Source organism: Arthrobacter bussei (assembly GCF_009377195.2).
GTDB lineage: Bacteria > Actinomycetota > Actinomycetes > Actinomycetales > Micrococcaceae > Arthrobacter_D > Arthrobacter_D bussei.
Window position 1 is genome coordinate 669,846 of the sequence record NZ_VJXX01000001.1, and the last position, 19,947, is coordinate 689,792.

Here is a 19,947-nt window from a genome sequence, read left to right on the forward strand (position 1 = left end):
CGTCACTCCTTCGCGTCGTCGATGTCGAGGGAGGGCATCTCCGTCACCCGGGCGCGAGCGGTGTCCGCCATGGCGGCGTCCCCCTCCACATAGGCGTTGATCGCAGCACCCACACCGTTCACGGCGTTCTCCACCCTGGTCGCCGCGGCCTCGCACTGGAGGACGAGCACGTTGTTCCAGAGGGCGATGAGGGCTCCGCCGATCTGCTGGCTGCGGGAGGCCGTCATCGCCGCATCGATCGCCGAGCTGAGGTCGGCGCGCGCGGTGTCGATCTCCGCACTCTCGGCCGTCACGCCGGCCAGCACGCCCCGGCATGCGGCCACGTCGATGTCGTACCCCGGTATCGCCATATCCATTCCCCCATGCGTTCAGCTGCGGACGGCGGCCTGAGCGCCGCGTCCCTCCTGCACTCTAGGTGCTGATGCGGGTTCCGGGCGATGGGGAGAACTCCCCATCCAGTGCCACCGTCGAGACGGGGACGCATCGCTGCACCCGGCTCCGTCACTACACTGGGGACAGTCCTCCCTGCGACGGCGCATCGACGAGGCGTCCGCACCCCTTCCCGTCCCGTCCCGTTCCAGGAGCGTCTCCTTGAAGATCGATTTCGCCCAGTCCGCGCAGTCCACCCTCGGCGTCGAGTGGGAGCTCGCCCTCGTGGACCGGTACAACGGCGAACTCGTCTCGGTGGCCGACCAGGTGCTGCGCGGGGTCAGCGCGAACCACCCCGAGCTCCAGGAGGACGAGGAGCATCCCCACATCAAGCAGGAGCTGCTGCTCAACACCGTGGAGCTGGTCACGGGGATCTGCAGCACCGTGGCGGAGGCGAAGGAGGACCTCTCCCGTTCCCTCGCCGCCGTGCGGGAAGTGACCGACCCCATGGGCATCGAACTGTTCTGCGCCGGATCGCACCCCTTCAGCGCGCCCCGATCCCAGCCCGTCACGGACAAGGAGCGCTACGCCAAGCTGATCGACCGCACGCAGTGGTGGGGCCAGCAGATGGTCATCTACGGCGTGCACGTCCATGTGGGCCTCGACGCGCGGGACAAGGCCCTGCCGGTGGTCGACGGCCTGACCAACTACTTCCCCCACTTCCAGGCGCTCTCGGCATCGTCCCCGTTCTGGGGCGGCGAGGATACGGGCTATGCGTCGCAGCGGGCCCTCATGTTCCAGCAGCTGCCCACCGCGGGACTCCCCTTCCACTTCGACGACTGGTCGGGCTACGAGTCCTACGTGCAGGACATGTCCACCACGGGCGTCATCGACTCCGTCAGCGAGATCCGCTGGGACATCCGGCCCGTGGGCAACCTCGGTACAGTGGAGATGCGCGTGTGCGACGGCCTCTCGACCCTGCAGGACGTCGGGGCCGTCGCTGCCCTCACCCAGTGCCTGGTCCATGAGTTCTCGCGGGCGCTCGACGCCGGCGGCACCATACCCACCATGCAGCCGTGGCACATCCAGGAGAACAAGTGGCGGGCTGCCCGCTACGGTCTGGACGCGATCATCATCCTCGACGCCGACGGCAACGAGCAGCTCGTCACGGAGCACCTCGTCGAGGTCCTGAACCGGCTCGAGCCCATCGCCGCCGAGCTCGGCTGCAGCAGCGAGCTCGCCGACGTCGAGGACATCATGCGGCGCGGCGCCGGGTACCAGCGTCAAAGGCGGATCGCCGAGGAGAACGATGGCGACCTCCGGGCCGTCGTGCTCGACATGGTGGAGCAGTTGCGCGCCTAGGGTCCGCGCGGCCGGTTCCGCCGAGGGTGCCCGCCGGTCGCCCGCCAGTCGGCCGCCGGTCGCTCGCCGGTTGCTCGCCGGTTGGCCCTATCGGCCGCCGGTGAAGCGGTCGTCGGTCGTCGGGTTGTCCGCGGGAGCATCCTCGAGGCCGAGATTCCCGGCGGCCGTCTGCGGGGACGGATCGCCGTCGGGCACGGCCTGGTTCGCGATGAGGTCGACCTCGTCGGCCGCCGTGAGGGGTCCGTCCTGGATCTGGCCGACGTCCGTCGGATCGATCCCCTCGGTGCTGCCCAAGTCCTTCAGGTGGTGGTTCTCGCTCGGCTGTTTCATCAAACGAGCGTAGGCCGGAGCGCTGTCCGGCCGCAGGGCGGACTGCCGCCCACGACATCGTTGCACCCATCGGCTGTCTGTGGGAGGTGCCGGCCTCGAGACGGGAGGTGATGCGCCTAGGTGCCGGAGGTGCCGGGCGGGGTTGCCCCGAGCAGGGCGACGACCTCGGCGAGGACTCCCTCGGCTGCCGGACCGGAGCACGTCACCTGGACCATCTCTCCCGCTCCGAGGCCGAGGCCTAGGACATCCAGCAGCCGGGCTGCGTCGGCGGCGTTCTGCGGCTCGGCCGATCGGTGGAGGCGCACGTCGCAGCCCGACCCCTCCACGAGGTCCGCCATCCGTCGGGCGAGGGCGGCATGAAGACCGTGGGGATCACCGATGACCACCTCGTCCACCATGTCCTGCCTTCCTGCCCGGTCCGCTCGCGTCGCCGCGATGGGCTGCTCGCGTCCGTCCGGCGGGCCCACTGAGAAATCTACCCGCCTCCGCTGCAGGGATCGACCGAAGATCCGGCTCGAATCCGATGTTCCCCGGTCCGGTCAGCCGCCGGTGCGGACGACGACGTACCCGAAGGGCTGGAGTGTCACGCCGTCCAGGGCTCCGCCGCCCAGGACGTCCTCGCCGCGGAGGCCGACCTCCGCTGCGTCGGTCCCGTGGTTGATCACGGTCAGCAGCGAGCCACGCCGGATGGCTTCGACCGTCGGCGGCAGGTCGGGCAGCACGGGTTCCACGCCGGCACCGGCGAACACCTGCTGCAGCACCTGGCGCGCGCCGCCGTCGTCGGGGACAGTCGCGAGATAGTAGGCGCGGCCGTCCCCCCGGTCCGCGACGGTGAAGGCGGGACGGCCGTCCTCACGCCCGCCGTCGAACCGTGCCAGGACGTCGGCATCCACTGCGTGTGCCTCCTCCGCCAGGAGGGAGCCCTCGAAGGCGACGGCCTCACCCCGGACCCGCGCGTGCTGTTGGCCGGGACCCGCGGACCCCGGGGGCACCAGCGCGCCGAAGTCCTCGACGACGATCCCCAGCAGGTCCCGCAGCTGGGTACCGAAGCCGCCGGGTCGGAACCTGTCGTACTCGTCGACGACATCGGAGAACGCCGTCACCAGCAGGTGCCCACCCGCGTGGACGAAGCCCTGCAGGTTGGCGGCGGCCTGCGCGGTGAGGAGGTAGAGATGGGGCGCGAGGACGACGTCATACGGCGCGAGGTCGGCCGTCGGCGGCAGGAGGTCGACCTGCACATGGAGGCGATGGGCGGCGTCGTACCAGCCGCGCAGCAGCGACAGGTAGTCCAGCGGTACGGGATGGTCGGGGTTCTCGATCGCCCACCAGTTCTCCCAGTCGATCAGGAGCGCGACGCGCGCCGAGCCGTCGCCGGCCGGCAGATCGGGCAGGCTCGCGAGGGTACGGCCGAGGGCCGTCACCTCGCGCCACGTGCGCGTTCGCGTTCCGGCGTGCGGCAGCATGCCGGAGTGGAACTTCTCGGATCCGGCCCTGGACTGCCGCCACTGGAAGAACAGGATGCCGTCCGCCCCGCGTGCGACCGCCTGCATGCTCTGCGCGGCGAGCTGACCCGGTGCCTTCGGGGCATTGGTGGGCCGCCAGTTCACGGCGTTCGAGGCCTGTTCCATGAGCAGCCACGGCGTCCCCGGCTTGAGCGAGCGCATGAGGTCCCCGTGGAACGCCCCCTCCCGGAAACTCTCGGGCTCGTTCGGGTCCGGGTAGAGATCGTCACTGATGACGTCGAGTTCCGCCGCCCACTGCGCATAGTTCACGGGCTTGAACGCGCCCATGAAGTTGGTGGTGACGGGCTGCGTGGCCCCGGCCGCCCGGATGATGTCCCGTTCCATCCGGTAGCACTCCAGGAGCATGTCCGAGGTGAAGCGGCGGTAGTCGAGCAGTTGGCCGGGATTGTGGCTGTACGGCGCGTGCCGCGGCGGGAAGATCTCCGCGAAGGTGCCGTAGCGCTGTGACCAGAACATCGTGCCCCACGCCTCGTTCACGGCGTCGATCGAGCCGTAGCGCTGCTGGAGCCAGCCGCGGAACGCATCACGCGCGGCGTCGGAGTAGTCCGTGTTCAGATGGCACCCGTACTCGTTGTTCACGTGCCAGAGCACCACGGCGGGGTGCCCGGCGTAGCGTTCGGCGATCCTCGTCACGAGGGCCGCAGCGAGCCTGCGGTAGGCGGGCGACGACGGCGCATAGTGCTGGCGGCTGCCGTGCCAGTAGGGTGTCCCGTTCTCGTCGGCCGCGAGCATCTCCGGGTAGGCGACGGTCGCCCAGGGCGGCGGTGAGGCCGTGGCCGTGGCGAGGTCCACGGCGATGCCGCCCTCGTGCAGCAGCCCGATGACGCGGTCCAGCCACGCGAAGTCGAACTCGTGCTCGGAGGGCTGGATGCGCGCCCAGGAGAAGATGCCGAGGCTCACCAGGGTGACGCCGGCCTCGCGCATGCGGGCGACGTCCTCGGGCCACACCTCCTCGGGCCATTGCTCGGGGTTGTAATCGGCGCCGTAGTGCACGTGGTCTCCTGTTGTCTGCCGGTGCTGCCGGTGCTGCCGGTGCTACGGGGGATGCGGGTGGACTGGGTCGGATCAGGGGCGGATCTGGATCGGATCTGGGTCGGATCAGGGTCGGATCTGGGTCGGGCCTGGGGCGGTGCGACCGGGACGGTGCGCCGGGCGCGTCAGGAGCGCCTCCGGCGCTCCCGCACAGACGTCGCGAGGGCCGCGAAGACGAGGCAGCCCACACCCGGGACGATCAGCGGCGGAAGTTGCCAGGTGACCACGGCGGTGAGGACGACGGCGGCGGCGAGCCACAGGATCCCCGCCGGGTCCTGGCGCGCGTCGCTGAGCCAGTGGCGCGCCGCGATGCGCCAGGACCGCGTCGCGTACCAGCGCGCAGTGGTGCCCGCGAGGCCGCACAGCAGCCCGACGAGGAGCAGGATCCCGGCCCCGAGCACGAGGGGCCCGCCGGGCAGGAGGCCCGAGCCGGCGACGACGATGTCCAGCAGGAGCAGCGCGGCCGCGACGAGCACGCCGATCCCCGCCTGCCAGCCGGTGCGCAGCGCTGCGCTGAAGTCAGCCAGGAACTGCCGCACGGTCGAGTCCTCCGCACGGAGGAAGCGGTGGAGGTGCGCGGACCCGGCCGCGAGGGACGCCGGGAGCGTGATGATCCCGAGCGCGGCGACACAGCACAGGACGCCGACCCAGAGCACCTCGCCGAACAGGGCGAACCTCGCCGTCGCACCGGGCCAGCGCACGGCGCTGCCGTCGCGGACGGCCGAAAGACGCCCGCGCTCGGCTGCAACGTCCCGCCGGCCCCGGGTCATCCCTTCAGGCCCTGGGTGGCGACGCCGTCCACGAGGAACCGCTGGAAGATGATGAAGAACAGCATGACCGGGAGCAGCGCCAGCACCGAGATGGCGATCGTGGCGCCGTAGTCCGACGTGCTCGTCTGGTCGTTGAAGATGTTCAGTGCCAGCGGCAGGGGGTACTTGTCCGGCGAGTTCAGGTACAGGAGCGGACCGAGGAAGTCGTTCCAGCTCCAGATGAACGCGAAGATCGACGACGTGATCAGGGCCGGCTTGATGAGCGGCAGCGTGATGGACAGGAAGATCCGCCCGTGGCCGCAGCCGTCGATGCGCGCGGCCTCGTCGAGCTCACGGGGCAGGTTGCGGATGAACTGCACCATCAGGAAGACGAAGAACGCCTCGGTGGCGAGGAACTTGCCGGCGAGCAGCGGCCAGAAGGTGTCGATCAGGCCGAGGTTCCGGAAGATGATGTACTGCGGGATGATCAGCACGTGGAACGGCAGGAGCAGCGTCCCGATCATGGCGGCGAACAGGATCTTGCTGCCCTTGAAGGTGATGCGCGAGAACGCGTAGGCGGCCATCGACGAGGAGATCACGGTACCGATCACTGCGCCGACGGCGAGGATGAGCGAGTTCAGGAAGAACTTCCACGTGGGGATGCCGGCGATGCCCTGCATGACCTTCACGAAGTTGTCGAAGGTGGGGTTCTCCGGGAGGAGCCCCTGGTTGCTGCCGAACTCCGCATTGGGCTTGAACGACGCCGAGAACATCCACAGGAGCGGGTAGAGGACGACAGCCGTCAGCGCCGCGATCCCTACGATCCAGAGTGCTGTCGGGAGGTGGCGGCGCATGGGCCGCCGGCGGGGGCCGGACTGCCTCCGGTGGTCCGGGTCCACCGGCACCGGGACGGCAGGGTTCGATTCGATCGTGGTCACTTGGAGTCTCCTGCGTAGTGGACCCAGCTCTTGGAGGTGCGGAAGAGGATGAAGGCCAGGACTCCTACGGCGAGCAGGAGGACCCAGGCCATGGCCGACGCATAGCCCATCTGGTTGTTCGCGAAGGCCCTTGTGTAGAGGTACACGGTGTAGAAGTTCGTGGCTCCCCCGGGTCCGCCGGTCCCGGAGCCGATGATGTAGGCCGAGGCGAAGATCTGGAAGGCGTTGATCATCTCCAGCAGCAGGTTGAAGAAGATCACCGGCGAGAGCATCGGCACCGTGACGCTGATGAACTTGCGCCAGGACTTCGCGCCGTCGACCGACGCCGCCTCGTACAGTTCCGCGGGGACGCCCTTGAGTCCGGCGAGGAAGATCACCATGGGGGCGCCGAACTGCCACACGGCCAGCAGGATCATCATCGGCATGATCAGGGACGGGTTACCGATCCAGCCGCCCATGTTGATGCCGAACAGGTTCAGCGTGCTGTCCACGGGCCCCTCCGTGGAGAACATGGCACGCCACACGAGGGCGATGCTCACGCTCGCGCCGATGAGGCTCGGCGCATAGAAGGCGGAGCGGAAGAATCCCGTGCCGCGGGCCTTGTAGTTCAGCAGCATCGCCACGGCGAGCGCCGCTGCAAGCTTGATCGGCGTCCCGACGAGCACGTAGATCAGCGTGATCCTCACCGAGTCCCAGAAGCGCTCGTCACCGGCCATCCGGGTCAGGTTCTCGAGGCCCGTCCACTCCGGGGCGGTGAAGAGGTTGTAGTCCGTGAAGGCCAGGTACAGCGAGGCCAGCATGGGACCGAGGGTGAGCCCGACGAAGCCGAGCAGCCAGGGCGAGAGGAACACGTAGCCGGCGACCGTGTCCCGGTTCCTGCGGCGCGGGCGGGGCGTGCCCGTCCGGCGATGATCCGCCGGACGGGCACCGGATGCGGCGGTGCGGGGTGTTGCCGGCGCGTGCGCCGAATCCGTGGTCACGGGCTGACTCCTTGTCCTGCTAGTTACCGAGCGTGACGGCGGCCTCGTCGAAGAACTGCTTCGCGGCGTCCTCCGGCGTGACGGCGCCCAGGCCGATCGACTTGCCGAGGTCCCAGAAGGTCTGCTCGACGGCGCCGAAGCCGTTGACGGGTGCCGCCGGAGCGTCACCGATGCGCTCCTCGATCGAGTCGAGGTAGTCCTTCACGGCCTTGTCGGGTCCTTCGAGGTTCGCTCCCTCGAGCTGCGTCTCCGAGGCGGGGATGCCGAGCGTCGCACCGAAGATCTCGCCGACCTCGGGGCTGTTGATGAGGAAGTCCACGAACGCTGCGGCAGCTTCGGGATGCTCCGTCTGGGCGGACGCGGCCTGCATGAGGCCGACCTTCCGGTACAGGTCCTTCTCGTCGGGGTTGCTCGTGGGAGGTGCCACGATGGTGATCTCCTCGGCCCCCGAGTCGCCGAGGTAACCACCGAGGAAGTTGCTCCAGCTCATCTCGCTGGTGGTGATGGCGCCGCCGAATCCGGAGACCGGGTTGATCTCCTCCAGCTTGCTCTGCGGAACGGTGACGCTGTCGCGGTTCTCCTGGCCCTCGGTCCAGTGCTCGGCCAGCTCCTCCTGCGTGAAGTTGAGCTCACCGTCCTCGGTGAACAGTTCACGGCCCTGCTGCCGCAGCTTCAGCTCGAGGTCCTGGATGCGCTGTGTCGTGTCGGTGCCGCCGTAGACGGTCCCGCCGCCCGCCTCGGTCACGGAGGCCATGTAGGCGTCGTAGTCCTCCCAGCTCGTGCCGCCCTCGTAGGGTTCCACCCCCGTGTCTGCGAGCAGACCCGGGTTCTGGAACACGGACCAGGCGCTGTAGCCGGTGGGGATGGCGAAGGTCCCGTCCTCCAGCGTGCCGGTGGCCAGGAGGGTCTCGTCGATCGCGTCGGTCGTGATGCCGCTGCCGAAGTAGTCCTCGAGGTTCAGCAGCAGGCCGTTGTCGCCGTACTGGCGGAGGTACGTGTAGTCGAACTGCATGACGTCGGGCAGGCCACCACCGGCAGCCTCGGTCTGACGCTTCTCCCAGTAGGAGGGGTAGTCGGTGAAGGTGTCGTTGATCGTGATGTTCGGGTATTCCTCCTCGAACGCGGCGATCGCCTTGTCGTACCGCGCAGCGCGGTCGTCGTTGCCCCAGAAGGTGTAGTTGAGGGTGATCTGCTCCTCGGTGTCGAGGGCGGCCGGCTCATTCCCGCCACCGCCGCAACCGGTCAGGACCAACCCGGTGGCCGCCAGGGCCGCGACACCCGTCAGGGTGCGCCGTGTGAGAGTGCGGAACATCGTTGTCCTCCTGGAAAACTTCATCGTCAGCCATCGTGGAACGCTTCGGGAAAGCGTTATCCCACAGCGTAGATTGAATCGTATCAATGGTCAACAGTCGGATGAGGGCGGGACGTCGTCGCCCACTATCCTCGCTCATCCGGCGCGTGAAAGGATGCACCCCATGCCCCAATTCGACATGCCGCTCGCCGATCTGCAGCGCTACCGCCCCGAGCGGGACGAGCCCACTGATTTCGATTCCTTCTGGGACCGCACGCTCGACGGACAGCGCGTCCACAGGGCGCAGCCGATGTTCGTGGAGGTCGACGCCGGGTATTCGCAGCTCGTGACCGAGGACGTGACCTTCGCCGGCTTCGACGGGCAGCCCGTGAAAGGCTGGCTGCTGCGGCCCCGGCACGTGGAGGGCCCGCTGGCGACGGTCATCACGTACATCGGGTACGGCGGCGGACGTGGCCTCCTCGGCGAGTGGACGGGCCTGCCGAGCGCCGGCTACGCCCACTTCGTGATGGACCTCCGCGGGCAGGGGGCCGGACACCGGACCGGGGACACCATGGACGGCCCCCTGGCCGGGCCGCACCACGGCGGCTTCATGACCCTGGGCATCCAGGAACCCGACACCTACTACTACCGGCGGCTCTTCGTGGATGCGGTGCATGCCGTGTCGGCGGCGCAGGCCCACCCCGCCGTCGATGCGGCACGGATCGTCATCTCGGGCGGGAGTCAGGGCGGGGGCATCACCCTCGCCACGGCGGCTCTCACCCAGCGCGTGAACGGCACCCCTCCGGTGGGGGCGATCGTCGACGTCCCCTTCCTCGCGCACATGCGACGCGCCACCGAGATCGTGGACACGGCGCCCTACGCGGAGATCTCGAGATACCTCGGGACCAGGCGCAACGACGTCGACACCGTCTTCCGCACGCTCAGCTACTTCGACGGCGTGAACTTCGCCGCGCGCAGCACCATGCCCGCGCTGTTCTCCGTGGGACTGCTCGACGACGTGTGCCCGCCGTCGTGCGTCTTCGCGGCGCACAACCACTACGCGGGCCCTGCACGGATGAAGGTCTACCCGTACAACGGACACGAGCAGGGCGGCGCCTTCCAGGACGTCGAGCACCTGGCGTTCGTCCGCGAGATCATGGGCGGCTGACCCCCCGTCCTCCGTCGCGCACCCCTTGTGAGCCCGCGGAACCGCTCGCAGTCCGCCCCTGCGCGCTGCGAGCGGTCCTCAGGACTGCCGGGGCACGTGCAGGACCGTCGTCGCGTGGTCGTAACCGCCCGCGACCAGGAGCCGCAGCACGCCCGGGTCGACATCGGCCAGGGTGTTCACGTAGAGGCATCCCGCTCCACGCCGGTGCTTCCCGAGGCGCGCGAGCAAGTCCCCCGCGCCGGGGCCGTAGGTCAGTCCGTACAGGACGAGGTGCGCCTTCCGCGGGGAGAACCCGACGGCTGCGGCGTCACCCTGGTGACCGGAGGCGTAGCTGTAGTGGTAGGAGCCGAAGCCCACGATGGAGGGTCCCCACATCGTGGCGGGCGCACCGGTCACCGCGCCCATCAGGGCGGCGAGCGCCACCCCGTCCCTGCGGCGGACGGGGTGCTGGACGGCCGCGAGGAAAGCCGCGGGGTCCTCAGCGGTGGGTCGCGCGACGGGATCGGCCATGGGTCAGGACTCCGCCGCCGTCGGGACCATCAGCGCAGCTGGACGGCACGGTCCTGGAACCAGCGGATGAGTTCCTTGAGCGCCTGCAGGGAGTGCGTGGGCTCCTGCTCGCGCTCGAGATCCGAGAACGTGCTGCGGTAGCCCGGCACGTCCTCCTCGAGGGTCTCCGACACGGGCTCGTAGCCCATCGTCCAGTCGGGGAACTGGCGTTCGTCGATGGTCTCCTGCAACAGGACCCGCACGTCCGTGTGCTCGGGGTCCGCGGCGATGATGGACATCCGGCGCCGCAGCTGGTCCTCCGGCCCTTCGAGGACCTGCAGGAAACGCCCGTTCCGGTAGAGCAGCATGCCCGTGAGCTCGTTGCGGGCGTTGTTCGCCCTGCACAGCGCGAGCAGGGCGCCGAGGCCCTCGTCGTCGTAGGGATGAGCAGCGCTGCTGGAGTAGACGATCGACAGCAGGTCACGGGAAGCGTTGGTCACACCTGTCAATCTAACCGACAATCACGGCGTGGAACGAGCCACTTCCTCCGGGCATGGATCCGGCAGGGCCGCGTACCCGTCCGCACGCGGCCCTGCCGGACGTCTCCGTCCGCCCCGTCAGTGCAGGGTCGGCAGGACCAGGGTCGCCGAGCGCTCCAGCATGGTGCGCGCCTGCCGTTCGACCGAGCCCGGCTTGTCCCTGCCCAGCCGGTCGATGAACTTCTCCAGGGCACGAGCGGCCTGGCCCGCCTGGTCCCGGTCCACCGCGCGCTGTGCCTGATCGAGCGGGGCGCGGAGCTGCTGCACGGCCGGCCCGGTGACCCGGCCGGAGACGATGAACTCCTCGAGCTGCCGCTGCAGGGCCGGCAGGGCGCCGAGCAGGAAGGCGTCCGGTACCGGCACCGCGGCAAGGTCGGTATCGGAGGCGAGGTAGAAGCTCGTGTACGCGGGCTGGTTGTAGGCCGTGTTCTGCCGGGCGATCTCCGCGCGGTACTGGGGGTCGTGCATCAGCGTGTACAGCTTGCGGTCCGTCACCTCGGTGCTCGTGAAGATCCTGATCGCCGAGCTGTCCGCCGTCCGGACGAGGAGTTCCTCGCGCCAGTCACCGAACACGTCGGCGACGAGCGACGGGTTGCCCTTGGTCCCGTTGTTGGTCCGCGTGTCGGTCGCCGTCAGCAGCCGGCCACGGCGTGCGTCGTCGATGGTGGGGGTCTGGTTGCCCGAGCCGTTGACGAGCTGCGTAGTGCCGTCCGCGGCCCAGCGGATACTCATGTTGGTGCCGTACCCGGTGGGCTGCAGGAGCGTGCCCGAGGCCGAGCGGAGTCCGACGGCCCAGTTCTCCAGGCCCCGGACGGCAGGATCGACGTCACCGATCATGCCGCGTCCGGTGTCCTTGCCCGTGTACCCCCCGAAGAGCACCTCGCCGTTCGAGGCGTCGCGCATGGCCCATCCGTAGGGCGCGCCCGTGGCGCCCTCGTGGACCGAGAAGATCTCCTGGCCCGGGCGGTCGGGGTCGATGTCCGTGACGTGCATCGCATCGCCATGACCGAGCTTCGCCACCGTACCCGGAGCGGAGCTCCCGGCCGGGAGGGCGTCGAAGGAGCTGTAGAGGAGCGAGCCGTCGTCGTCGATGGTCGCGCTCCCGTAAACGATCTCCTGGCGCCCGTCGCCGTCCACATCGGCAGCGCTCAGGGAGTGGAAGCCCTGCCCGGTGAGGGTCCCGAAGTCGGGGCTGGTGCCCGTGCCACCGTGCGGTCCGTCGTTGAAGGGGTTGGACATGGGGACGTGGCCCGAGTCCACGGCCCAGTCGCGCGTCAGCTGCTCGCCGTCCCAGCGGTAGGCGACGACGGTGGCCCGCGTGTAGTAGCCGCGTGCGAACACGGCCGACGGGTTCTCGCCGTCGAGGTAGGCCACGCCCGCGAGGAAGCGGTCCACGCGGTTGCCCGGCTCGATCCGCGCCATCGCGTAGTCGCCCCACATCAGGCCGTCGTCACCGCGGCCGGGCTCGTAGGGCACGGTCTCCAATTCGGCACCGGTGGCCCCCTCGAACACGCTCAGGTACTCGGGTCCGTCGACGATGAAGCCCTCGAACGCGCGGAGGTTGTTGCGGGCACTGCGGGACGGGGCGTAGACGTCCATGAAGTAGTCGGCCATGGCCCGCGCGTCGGCGTCGGAGAGCGGGTACTCGTACCGGGGTTCGATCCCGAAGGCCTCCTCGAGCGTGGCGGGCCAGTTCCCGGCGGCCACCTCGGGGTGGTCCTGCCAGCCGGAGAAGAGATCGACGACGTGCTCGTAGTACCCGGCGGCGCTCAGCCGGTAGTCGTCGGTGTCGCCGAAGCCTGCCGCGACGTCTGCCTGGGGGAGGGTGACGTACTCCTCGGACAGCACGCCGCCGTCCGGGCCGTAGGTGCTGGTCTTCGTTCCGGGCGCCGTCTTCAGCATCAGCTCCGAGCGCCCGTCGCCGTCGAAGTCGGACACCATGAACTGCGTGTAGTGGGCGCCGGAGCGGATGTTCACCCCGAGGTCGATCCTGCTGAGCAGCCGGCCGTCCGCGGCGTAGGTGTCGATGTAGGTGTTGCCCGTGTACCCGACCTGCGACACGTCCTTCGAGTTCGACGGGTCCCACTTCACGAAGTACTCGTAGGAACCGTCACCGTCCACGTCCCCGACGCTCATGTCGTTCGCCGCATAGGTGTAGGCCTCCCCTGCCGGCGTGACGCCGTCGGCCGGTCTGTCCAGCGGGAGGTCGGTGTATGCCTGGGCCCAGGGCGCAACCTCGGCGCTGCGGTACACCTCGAGTCCGTCGACGACGGCGGCGACGCTGTAGCGCGCAGCACCCGCCGCGGCGGGCCCGATGACGGAGGGATCGAGGAAGTTCGTGCTGTCCGTGACCGTCGCTATCGGTTGTCCGTCCCGGTAGACCGTGAAGTCGGGTCCGCCGGCGCCGGCTGCTCCCTCCGCCGCCTCGGTGGCACTCAGGCGCCAGCTGAGGAAGACGCCCTGCGGCGTGGCGGCGGCCACCAGCCCGCGGTCGAGGTACTCGAGCTGGACCCCGCCGATCGGTGCCCCATTCGCCGTTCCCCCACCCTGGGCGAGGGCGGGGACCGACAGGCCGGCGGTGAGGAGGACTCCGGCGGTCAGGGCGACGCAGACGGGCCGTGCTGTTTTCTGTACCGAACTCATCATTGAATCCTCTGTTTGGAAAACGCTTTCCTTAACACGCTAGGAGTCCCCCGGGGATCCGTCAAGGGCAGGCACGCGAAGAGGGGGCGGCCGAAGCCGCCCCCTCCCCCCTTCCCTGCGGTGCAGGTCCGGGCCCTACGCCGGGTGGTGCCCCGGAGCGTGCTGCGCGATCAGGTCCCGCACCGGGACGTACAGCGGGTGATCCGCCTCGAGGCCGGTGATCGACGTCGTCGCCTGGTCCGGGGCCTGCGATGCGAGGATCTCGGCCAGCGCCGCGACCTCCGGATCGTCCTGCGCCGTGAAGGTCAGCGCCGCCCGCATCGCCTCGAGCAGGGCCGCCGGGTGGACGCCCTGCTCCGCCAGTTCGGCAGCCGGTCCCACGAAGCGCTCATGACGGCTCAGCTTCCGCAGCGGCGCTCGTCCCACACGCACCACCGTGTCCGGCAGGTGCTGGTTCGTGAAACGGCGCAGGATCTTCTGCACGTACGCTTCCTGCTCCGCCTCGTCGAAGCCATGCTTCGACACCAGCAGCTGCTTGGTCTCGTCGAGGACCGCGCGCACCTTGCCCGCGATCCCCTCGTCCGCCATCGCGTCGGCGATCTTGTCCACACCGGCTGCGTAGCCGAAGTAGGCGGCCGAGGCGTGTCCGGTGTTCACCGTGAACAGCTTGCGCTCGATGTACGGGGCGAGGTCGTCCACATAGGTGGCCCCGGGGATCTCCGGAGCCCGGCCCGCGAACGGCGTGCGGTCGATGACCCACTCGAAGAAGGTCTCCACCGTCACGTCGAGACCCTGGCCCTCGGCCTGGTTCGGGACGATCCGGTCGACGGCCGTGTTGGCGAAGACCGCGCGGGCCGGAAGGTCCGCACCGTCGTAGACCTGCTCCACCTCGCGCCGCAGGAGATCCGTCGCGTTGATGGCGTTCTCGCAGGCCATGACCTGCAGGGGTGCCGACGCGGCGTCGCGCTGTGCGATGGCCCGGGCGATGACCGGGGCCAGGAACTTCAGGACATTCGGTCCCACGGCGGTGGTCACGATCTCGGCCGAGGCGATCTCCGCGACCACCTCCTCCTCCTGCGAGCGCGAGTTGAGGGCGCGGTAGTTGTCCACCGTCTTCACAGCAGGCTCCTCACCGACCTCATGGACCTCGTAGCCGGGCGTCGAGGCCAACTGGTCGATCAGGGCGTCCGCGACGTCGGCGAAGACCACCTCGTACCCGGCTTCGTGGAGCAGGAGCCCCACGAAGCCGCGTCCGATGTTGCCGGCACCGAAATGTACTGCCTTCACTACGCATTGACCTTTCCGAAGAGGGCGAGGACCTCGTCCACCGAGGTGGCCTCGTCGAGCTTGGCCACCTGGTCCTTGTCGGAAAAGACACGGGCGATCGCGGAGAGGATGGACAGGTGCTCGTTGTTGACGCCGGCGACGCCGACCACGAACTTCACCTGCTTGCCGTTCCAGTCGATGCCCTCGGGGTAGCGCACCACCGAGACGGCCGAGCGCCTGATGAGGTCCTTCGCCGCGTTGGTACCGTGCGGGATGGCGAGGAAGTTGCCCATGTAGGTCGGGACCGACTTCTCGCGCTCGTGCATGGCGGCGACGTAGGTGGCATCCACCGCGCCGCGATCCACCAGCAGGCGGCCCGCCTCGTTGATGGCGTCCTCCTGGGTCGTGGCGCTGCCGTGCAGGACGACGCTCTCCTCGGCCAGGACGTCGTTGCCGCCCGCGGCTGCGTCGCCGTGGCTGACGTCGTCGACCTCGGATGCCGCTGCTGCGGGCATCGGGGCCTTCGGGTCGACGCCGCCCTCGGCCGCCGCACTGGCGCGGACCAGTTCGACGATCTCGTCGTACCGCGGGCTGTTCATGAAGTTGTCGACGGCCACGTGCGTGGCGCTCCGCGTCAGGGGCTCGGCGCGCGCGGCGAGGTCCTGGTGCGTGACGACGACGTCGTAGTCGTCCTTCAGGTTGGCGATGGCCGAGTTAGTGACCTTGACGTCCGGGAAGCCGGCGGCCTTGATCTTGTTGCGGAGGACCGAGGCGCCCATGGCGGAGGAACCCATCCCGGCGTCGCAGGCGAAGACGATGGAGCGGATGGGACCGTCGGTGGCCGACGAGGACGCGAAGTTCCCGGCGACGGAGCTCTTCTTGCCCTTCAGTCCCTCCATCTTGGCTGCGGCACCCGAGATGTCGTCGTCGTCCGAGGACTTCGAGGTCTTGAGGATGACGGAGCCGATGAGGAAGCTGACGGCTGCCGCCATGAGGACGGACAGCGTGACGCCGACGAAACTGTCGGACGCCGTCGCCGCGTAGACGGCGATGATGCTGCCCGGCGCCGCGGGCGAGCGCAGGCCGGCTCCCGTGAGGACGAGCGTGAAGATACCGGCCATGCCGCCACCGATCACGGCGAGGACCATGAGGGGCTTCATGAGCACGTAGGGGAAGTAGATCTCGTGGATGCCGCCGAGGAACTGGATGATGATGGCGCCGGGAGCGGAGGCCTTGGCCATGCCGCGGCCGAAGATCGCGTAGGCGAGCAGGAGGCCGAGACCGGGGCCGGGGTTGGCCTCGAGCAGGAACAGCAGCGACTTCCCCGTCTCGGTGGCCTCCTGTGTGGCGAGGGGTGTGAGCACGCCGTAGTTGATGGCGTTGTTGAGGAAGAGGATCTTCGCCGGCTCGATCAGGATGCTCGTGAAGGGCAGCAGGCCGTTGCTGACCAGGAAGTCCACGCCCCTGCCCGCGGCGTCGCTGAACAGGGTCACCACGGGGCCGACGGCCAGCAGGCCGAAGACCGCCATGATCGCCGCGAAGATTCCCGCGGAGAAGTTGTTGACGAGCATCTCGAAGCCGGGGCGGATCTTGCCGTCCCAGATGGAGTCGAGCTTCTTCATCAGGTAGGCGGTGAGCGGGCCCATGATCATGGCACCGATGAACATCGGGATGCTCGTCCCGACGATCACGCCCATCGTGGCCGCGGCACCGACGACCCCGCCTCGGGTCTCGTAGATCATCTTGCCGCCGGTGTAGCCGATGAGCAGCGGCAGCAGGTAGGTGATCATGGGGCCGACGAGCCCCACGTTCGGATCCCCCGCCGCGTTCTCCCCGAAGCCGCCGAGGACGCCCACGGGGAAGTACCCGGCCTCGATGAACAGTGCCGTGATCAGGCCCCACGCGATGAATGCACCGATGTTGGGCATGATCATCGCCGAGAGGAAGGCTCCGAACTTCTGCACGCGGACCCGGGTACTGGTTCCGGATCGTGCCTCTACTTGTATTGCCACATTCTTTCCTTACCGTTGTCCCCGCAACTCTGCCGGGAGGGATGGGTGGTGGGTGAAGCGCGTCAGGTCCCGGATCTGCTGGAGATCCGCTGGAGCCATTCGAGGAAGAGCTTGAGTTCCGAACTGGAGAGCTGATCCGGATGCGAGGACTGGAGCGCCGCGTTGAGGGCGATCGCGGCCACGACGACCGACGGCGTCCCCTCGGTGTCGGTCACCGGGTCCGCTTCCGAATCGGTGGCGACCGCGGAGATCACGGCCTCCCGTGTCATGGCGGAGAGCTCGAGGTTGCGTTTGGCGGCCGGTTCCGCGATCAGCATCAGCGTGACGCCGATGTTGGCTGCGAGCATGCTCCGCGCAGCCTCGTGGGGCGAGACCACGAGGCGGGCCGCCTCGGCGGCGCGGGCGAGGACCTCCTCGAGGAACGCCTCGGCACTCGCCACCATCGACGGACGGCGTTCCGGGCGGATGTTCCCGAACATGACGAGGTAGAGATGCGGGTGGTCGAGCCCGAACTGCACGTGGTTATCCCAGTGCATCCGGAGGTCCTCGATGGGCTGGCCCGAGGTGGGGAGGGATCGTTCTCCGTCGAGATACTCGGAGAAGCCCTCCGCGACGACGGCGTCGAACAGGCCCTCCTTGTCACCGAAGTGGTGGTACAGCGTCGGCGCCGACACCCGGGCGGCCTCCGTGATCTGCCGGGTCGAGACGGGCTCGCCGTTGGACTCCGCGAGCAATGCCGCGGCGGCCTTGAGCAGCCTGGTCTTAGGCGCGGGTTCGCCTACCTTTTTCATGCCTGCTACCGTAACACCTATAGCACTGTTATATGAAGTGGCTCACACGAGGTCTTTGCGCCTGGCGGCACAATGGTGTTAGACCGAGATCACCACCGGCAACGAAACGAGGACGTTCAATGGAGAATTTCGCAGGGGTCGGAGTCAGTCCCGGACGCGTGATCGGACCCGTCCGTCACATGCCGACACCCGTCAGCGAACCTCCCGCAGGTGAACGCCACGACTCCCCGGACGCTCCGGACGAGGCCATCGCCGCGCTGAAGACCGCGTCGAAGGCGGTGCAGGAGGAGTTGAAGCGCCGGGCCGGCATCGCCAAGGGCGATGCGAAGGCCGTCCTCCAGGCGACCTCACTCATGGCCGCGGACCCCATGCTGCTGAAGTCCGCGACGAAGCTGATCACCAAGGGGACGTCCCCGGCCCGCGCCGTCTGGGAGGCCGGCGCCTCGGTCGCCGAGATGCTCCACAACCTCGGCGGCTACATGGCCGAGAGGACGGCCGACGTCCTGGATGTCCGGGCGCGGATCGTCGCCGAACTGCGCGGCCTGCCCGCCCCCGGCATCCCCTCCTCCGACACGCCCTTCGTCCTGGTCGCCGAGGACCTCGCCCCCGCCGACACCGCCACGCTCGATCCCGCCATGGTCCTCGCCCTCGTCACCTCCGGTGGCGGTCCGCAGTCCCACACCGCGATCATCGCGCGCTCACTGGGCCTGCCGGCCGTCGTCGCCGCGACGGGTGTCGACGGGATCGAGAAGGACGCCGTGGTCTACGTGGACGGCGCCGCGGGCACCATCGCCCTGAATCCCGGCGCGGAGGAGGAAGCCGCCGCCGAGGCCTACAGGACGGCGGCCGCCGCCCTCACCGTGTTCGACGGCGTGGGCATCACCTCCGACGGCCACGAGGTCCCGCTGCTCGCCAACGTGGGCGGAGCCAAGGACGCCGTCAAGGCCGCCGAGGCGAACGCCCAGGGCGTGGGCCTGCTCCGCACGGAGTTCTGCTTCCTCGAACGCGACACGGAACCGACGGCCGAGGAGCAGATCGAGGCGTACAAGGGTGTCTTCGACGCCTTCCCCGGCAGGAAGGTGGTGGTGCGCACGCTCGATGCGGGCGCCGACAAGCCGCTGCCCTTCCTCACCGATGCCTCCGAACCGAACCCGGCCCTCGGCGTCCGCGGCTACCGGACCGACCTCACCTCCCCGGGTGTCCTCGAGCGCCAGCTCGCGGCGATCGCCGATGCCGCCGCCCAGGCCACCGCCGACGTGTGGGTCATGGCACCGATGATCTCGACCGCCGAGGAAGCCGCCGACTTCGCCCGGATGTGCGCCGCCGCCGGCCTGCAGACCCCGGGCGTCATGGTGGAGGTCCCCTCCGCCGCGGTCATGGCGGAGGCGATCCTCGGTGAGGTGGCCTTCGCGAGCCTGGGCACCAACGACCTCACGCAGTACACCATGGCGGCCGACCGCCAGCTCGGCTCACTCGCGGCACTCAACAACTCGTGGCAGCCCGCGGTGCTCCGCATGGTGCAGCTGACCGTCCAGGGCTCTGCCGCGGAGGGTCACGACAAGCCCGTGGGTGTGTGCGGCGAGGCTGCGGCGGATCCCGCTCTCGCCGTCGTCCTCGTGGGGCTCGGCGTCTCGACGCTCTCGATGACGCCGCGCGCCCTCGCCGGGGTGGGCGCCGTGCTCGCCAGCGTGACGCTCGCCGACGCCCAGCGGATCGCCGGGATCGCGGTCGCCGCCCCGACGGCGGCCGAGGCGAAGACCCGCGCACGGGCCGAACTGCCGGTGCTCGACAAGCTCGGCCTCTAGCCCCGGGACGGCGGTCGGGGCGCGTGCGGCGCCCCGCGGTCCTTCGCCGTCGCCTAGACTGCAGCTGCGAGCTGCACCGTCCAGTCCTCCCGTGAGGCGAGCAGAGCTGTCCGGCCGAGGATCTCGGCGCGCGGGTCGAGGACACGGAACAGCAGCACGGGCCCGCGGGCCGTCTCCAGGCGGGCGACGGTCCCGCCCACAGCGGGCTCCACGCGGCGGTCCCCGCCCTCCGACCACCCGAGCGTGAGGGTGGGCTCGATCGGTATCCGCCGGCCCTCGACCTCACGGAACTGCTCGGCCTGCGGGGCGCCGTCGTACACCGCGCCCGCGAGGGTCGCGAGGTACACGGGATCGGCGACGCCGTCGTACACCCAGCGCTGCCCCAGTGCGGGATGATCGAGCGTGCCCACGAGGTGCCCGGTCCACGCATCCACGGGCGCGCCACGGTAGGTCAGGGGTACCTGGAGCAGATCCGGCCCCACGCCGATCAGCAGGGTCTCCACGCCCACCTCTCCCGCGGGATCGTCGAAGCGGAAGGACGCCACGCGGTCCGGTGCCCCCGACAGCCCGGACGCCCAGGGCTGCTGCGGCAGCCACCCGACGAGGAGCTCGAGCTTGGAGGGGCGCAGGGTGACGTCGTGGATGAGGGCCATGCGCCCA

18 protein-coding genes are annotated in these 19,947 nt (G+C 69.3%); 3 read left to right on the forward strand and 15 right to left on the reverse strand.

Annotated features, from left to right (window positions below; genetic code table 11):
- Positions 1-2 precede the first annotated feature (2 nt).
- Entirely contained in the window at positions 3-350 is a 348-nt protein-coding gene (locus tag FNH21_RS03050) for a DUF6507 family protein (protein ID WP_152812215.1), read from the reverse strand.
- Positions 351-591: 241 nt separating this feature from the next.
- Here FNH21_RS03050 and FNH21_RS03055 point away from each other — a divergent pair, with 241 nt between their 5' ends.
- Entirely contained in the window at positions 592-1,731 is a 1,140-nt protein-coding gene (locus tag FNH21_RS03055; RefSeq protein WP_055768341.1) for a glutamate--cysteine ligase, read from the forward strand.
- Between the two features lie 87 nt (positions 1,732-1,818).
- On the opposite strand, the gene FNH21_RS03060 is transcribed toward FNH21_RS03055, so the two are convergent.
- The 7 genes from FNH21_RS03060 to FNH21_RS03090 all read right to left on the reverse strand — a co-directional run bounded on the left by FNH21_RS03060 (position 1,819) and on the right by FNH21_RS03090 (position 8,595).
- On the reverse strand, positions 1,819-2,061 hold the full coding sequence (locus FNH21_RS03060) for a hypothetical protein (protein WP_152812217.1): 243 nt from the start codon (positions 2,059-2,061) through the stop codon (positions 1,819-1,821).
- A 116-nt stretch (positions 2,062-2,177) separates the two neighbouring features.
- Positions 2,178-2,459 carry an HPr family phosphocarrier protein gene (locus FNH21_RS03065; protein WP_152812219.1) on the reverse strand — a complete coding sequence of 94 codons (282 nt, stop codon included), beginning with the start codon at positions 2,457-2,459 and terminating at the stop codon, positions 2,178-2,180.
- 141 nt (positions 2,460-2,600) lie between these two features.
- Positions 2,601-4,577 carry a beta-galactosidase gene (locus tag FNH21_RS17385; protein ID WP_191931563.1) on the reverse strand — a complete coding sequence of 659 codons (1,977 nt, stop codon included), beginning with the start codon at positions 4,575-4,577 and terminating at the stop codon, positions 2,601-2,603.
- A 164-nt stretch (positions 4,578-4,741) separates the two neighbouring features.
- On the reverse strand, positions 4,742-5,386 hold the full coding sequence (locus FNH21_RS03075) for a hypothetical protein (RefSeq protein WP_152812221.1): 645 nt from the start codon (positions 5,384-5,386) through the stop codon (positions 4,742-4,744).
- Positions 5,383-6,303: a carbohydrate ABC transporter permease gene (locus FNH21_RS03080; protein ID WP_338403135.1), complete on the reverse strand. Its 921-nt coding sequence runs from the start codon at positions 6,301-6,303 to the stop codon at positions 5,383-5,385. The genes FNH21_RS03075 and FNH21_RS03080 overlap by 4 nt, the downstream gene beginning before the upstream one ends.
- Positions 6,300-7,283, reverse strand: a complete 984-nt coding sequence (locus FNH21_RS03085; protein WP_422108738.1) for a carbohydrate ABC transporter permease — start codon at positions 7,281-7,283, stop codon at positions 6,300-6,302. Before FNH21_RS03085 ends, FNH21_RS03080 begins: the two co-directional genes overlap by 4 nt.
- Positions 7,284-7,302: 19 nt before the next feature.
- The gene (locus FNH21_RS03090; RefSeq protein ID WP_152812222.1) at positions 7,303-8,595 is read right to left on the reverse strand and encodes an ABC transporter substrate-binding protein; all 1,293 of its coding nucleotides are present in this window, start codon (positions 8,593-8,595) and stop codon (positions 7,303-7,305) included.
- Between the two features lie 163 nt (positions 8,596-8,758).
- Between FNH21_RS03090 and FNH21_RS03095 the strand changes: the two genes are divergently transcribed.
- Positions 8,759-9,742, forward strand: a complete 984-nt coding sequence (locus FNH21_RS03095; protein ID WP_152812224.1) for an acetylxylan esterase — start codon at positions 8,759-8,761, stop codon at positions 9,740-9,742.
- 78 nt (positions 9,743-9,820) lie between these two features.
- On the opposite strand, the gene FNH21_RS03100 is transcribed toward FNH21_RS03095, so the two are convergent.
- The 6 genes from FNH21_RS03100 to FNH21_RS03125 form a co-directional block, all read right to left on the reverse strand.
- The gene (locus FNH21_RS03100; RefSeq protein ID WP_152812227.1) at positions 9,821-10,252 is read right to left on the reverse strand and encodes a DUF1801 domain-containing protein; all 432 of its coding nucleotides are present in this window, start codon (positions 10,250-10,252) and stop codon (positions 9,821-9,823) included.
- A 29-nt stretch (positions 10,253-10,281) separates the two neighbouring features.
- Positions 10,282-10,731, reverse strand: a complete 450-nt coding sequence (locus tag FNH21_RS03105) for a BLUF domain-containing protein (RefSeq protein WP_338403136.1) — start codon at positions 10,729-10,731, stop codon at positions 10,282-10,284.
- 117 nt (positions 10,732-10,848) lie between these two features.
- A complete protein-coding gene (locus tag FNH21_RS03110; RefSeq protein WP_152812229.1) occupies positions 10,849-13,413 on the reverse strand; it encodes a rhamnogalacturonan lyase in 2,565 nt (854 codons plus the stop codon).
- Between the two features lie 135 nt (positions 13,414-13,548).
- Entirely contained in the window at positions 13,549-14,700 is a 1,152-nt protein-coding gene (locus tag FNH21_RS03115) for a mannitol-1-phosphate 5-dehydrogenase (RefSeq protein ID WP_191931564.1), read from the reverse strand.
- Positions 14,700-16,691, reverse strand: coding sequence for a PTS mannitol transporter subunit IICBA (locus tag FNH21_RS03120; protein ID WP_191931565.1), 1,992 nt, complete (start codon positions 16,689-16,691; stop codon positions 14,700-14,702). The genes FNH21_RS03115 and FNH21_RS03120 overlap by 1 nt, the downstream gene beginning before the upstream one ends.
- A 62-nt stretch (positions 16,692-16,753) precedes the next feature.
- The gene (locus tag FNH21_RS03125) at positions 16,754-17,482 is read right to left on the reverse strand and encodes a TetR/AcrR family transcriptional regulator (RefSeq protein ID WP_152812231.1); all 729 of its coding nucleotides are present in this window, start codon (positions 17,480-17,482) and stop codon (positions 16,754-16,756) included.
- A gap of 119 nt (positions 17,483-17,601) precedes the next feature.
- Here FNH21_RS03125 and ptsP point away from each other — a divergent pair, with 119 nt between their 5' ends.
- The gene (ptsP, locus tag FNH21_RS03130) at positions 17,602-19,287 is read left to right on the forward strand and encodes a phosphoenolpyruvate--protein phosphotransferase (RefSeq protein ID WP_152812233.1); all 1,686 of its coding nucleotides are present in this window, start codon (positions 17,602-17,604) and stop codon (positions 19,285-19,287) included.
- A gap of 53 nt (positions 19,288-19,340) precedes the next feature.
- Here the strand turns inward: ptsP and FNH21_RS03135 are convergent, their stop codons facing one another.
- A complete protein-coding gene (locus FNH21_RS03135) occupies positions 19,341-19,940 on the reverse strand; it encodes a maltokinase N-terminal cap-like domain-containing protein (RefSeq protein WP_152812235.1) in 600 nt (199 codons plus the stop codon).
- Between the last annotated feature and the right edge of the window lie 7 nt (positions 19,941-19,947).

Excerpts from the sequence above, each read along its gene's own strand:
- FNH21_RS03075 (WP_152812221.1), bottom strand. The coding sequence starts at position 5,386 with ATGACCCGGGGCCGGCGGGACGTTGCAGCCGAGCGCGGGCGTCTTTCG.
- FNH21_RS03100 (WP_152812227.1), bottom strand. The coding sequence starts at position 10,252 with ATGGCCGATCCCGTCGCGCGACCCACCGCTGAGGACCCCGCGGCTTTC.
- FNH21_RS03135 (WP_152812235.1), bottom strand. The coding sequence starts at position 19,940 with ATGGCCCTCATCCACGACGTCACCCTGCGCCCCTCCAAGCTCGAGCTC.
- FNH21_RS03095 (WP_152812224.1), top strand. The coding sequence starts at position 8,759 with ATGCCCCAATTCGACATGCCGCTCGCCGATCTGCAGCGCTACCGCCCC.
- FNH21_RS03125 (WP_152812231.1), bottom strand. The coding sequence starts at position 17,482 with ATGAAAAAGGTAGGCGAACCCGCGCCTAAGACCAGGCTGCTCAAGGCC.
- FNH21_RS03065 (WP_152812219.1), bottom strand. The coding sequence starts at position 2,459 with ATGGTGGACGAGGTGGTCATCGGTGATCCCCACGGTCTTCATGCCGCC.
- FNH21_RS03060 (WP_152812217.1), bottom strand. The coding sequence starts at position 2,061 with ATGAAACAGCCGAGCGAGAACCACCACCTGAAGGACTTGGGCAGCACC.
- ptsP (WP_152812233.1), top strand. The coding sequence starts at position 17,602 with ATGGAGAATTTCGCAGGGGTCGGAGTCAGTCCCGGACGCGTGATCGGA.
- FNH21_RS03110 (WP_152812229.1), bottom strand. The coding sequence starts at position 13,413 with ATGAGTTCGGTACAGAAAACAGCACGGCCCGTCTGCGTCGCCCTGACC.
- FNH21_RS03050 (WP_152812215.1), bottom strand. The coding sequence starts at position 350 with ATGGCGATACCGGGGTACGACATCGACGTGGCCGCATGCCGGGGCGTG.
- FNH21_RS03090 (WP_152812222.1), bottom strand. The coding sequence starts at position 8,595 with ATGTTCCGCACTCTCACACGGCGCACCCTGACGGGTGTCGCGGCCCTG.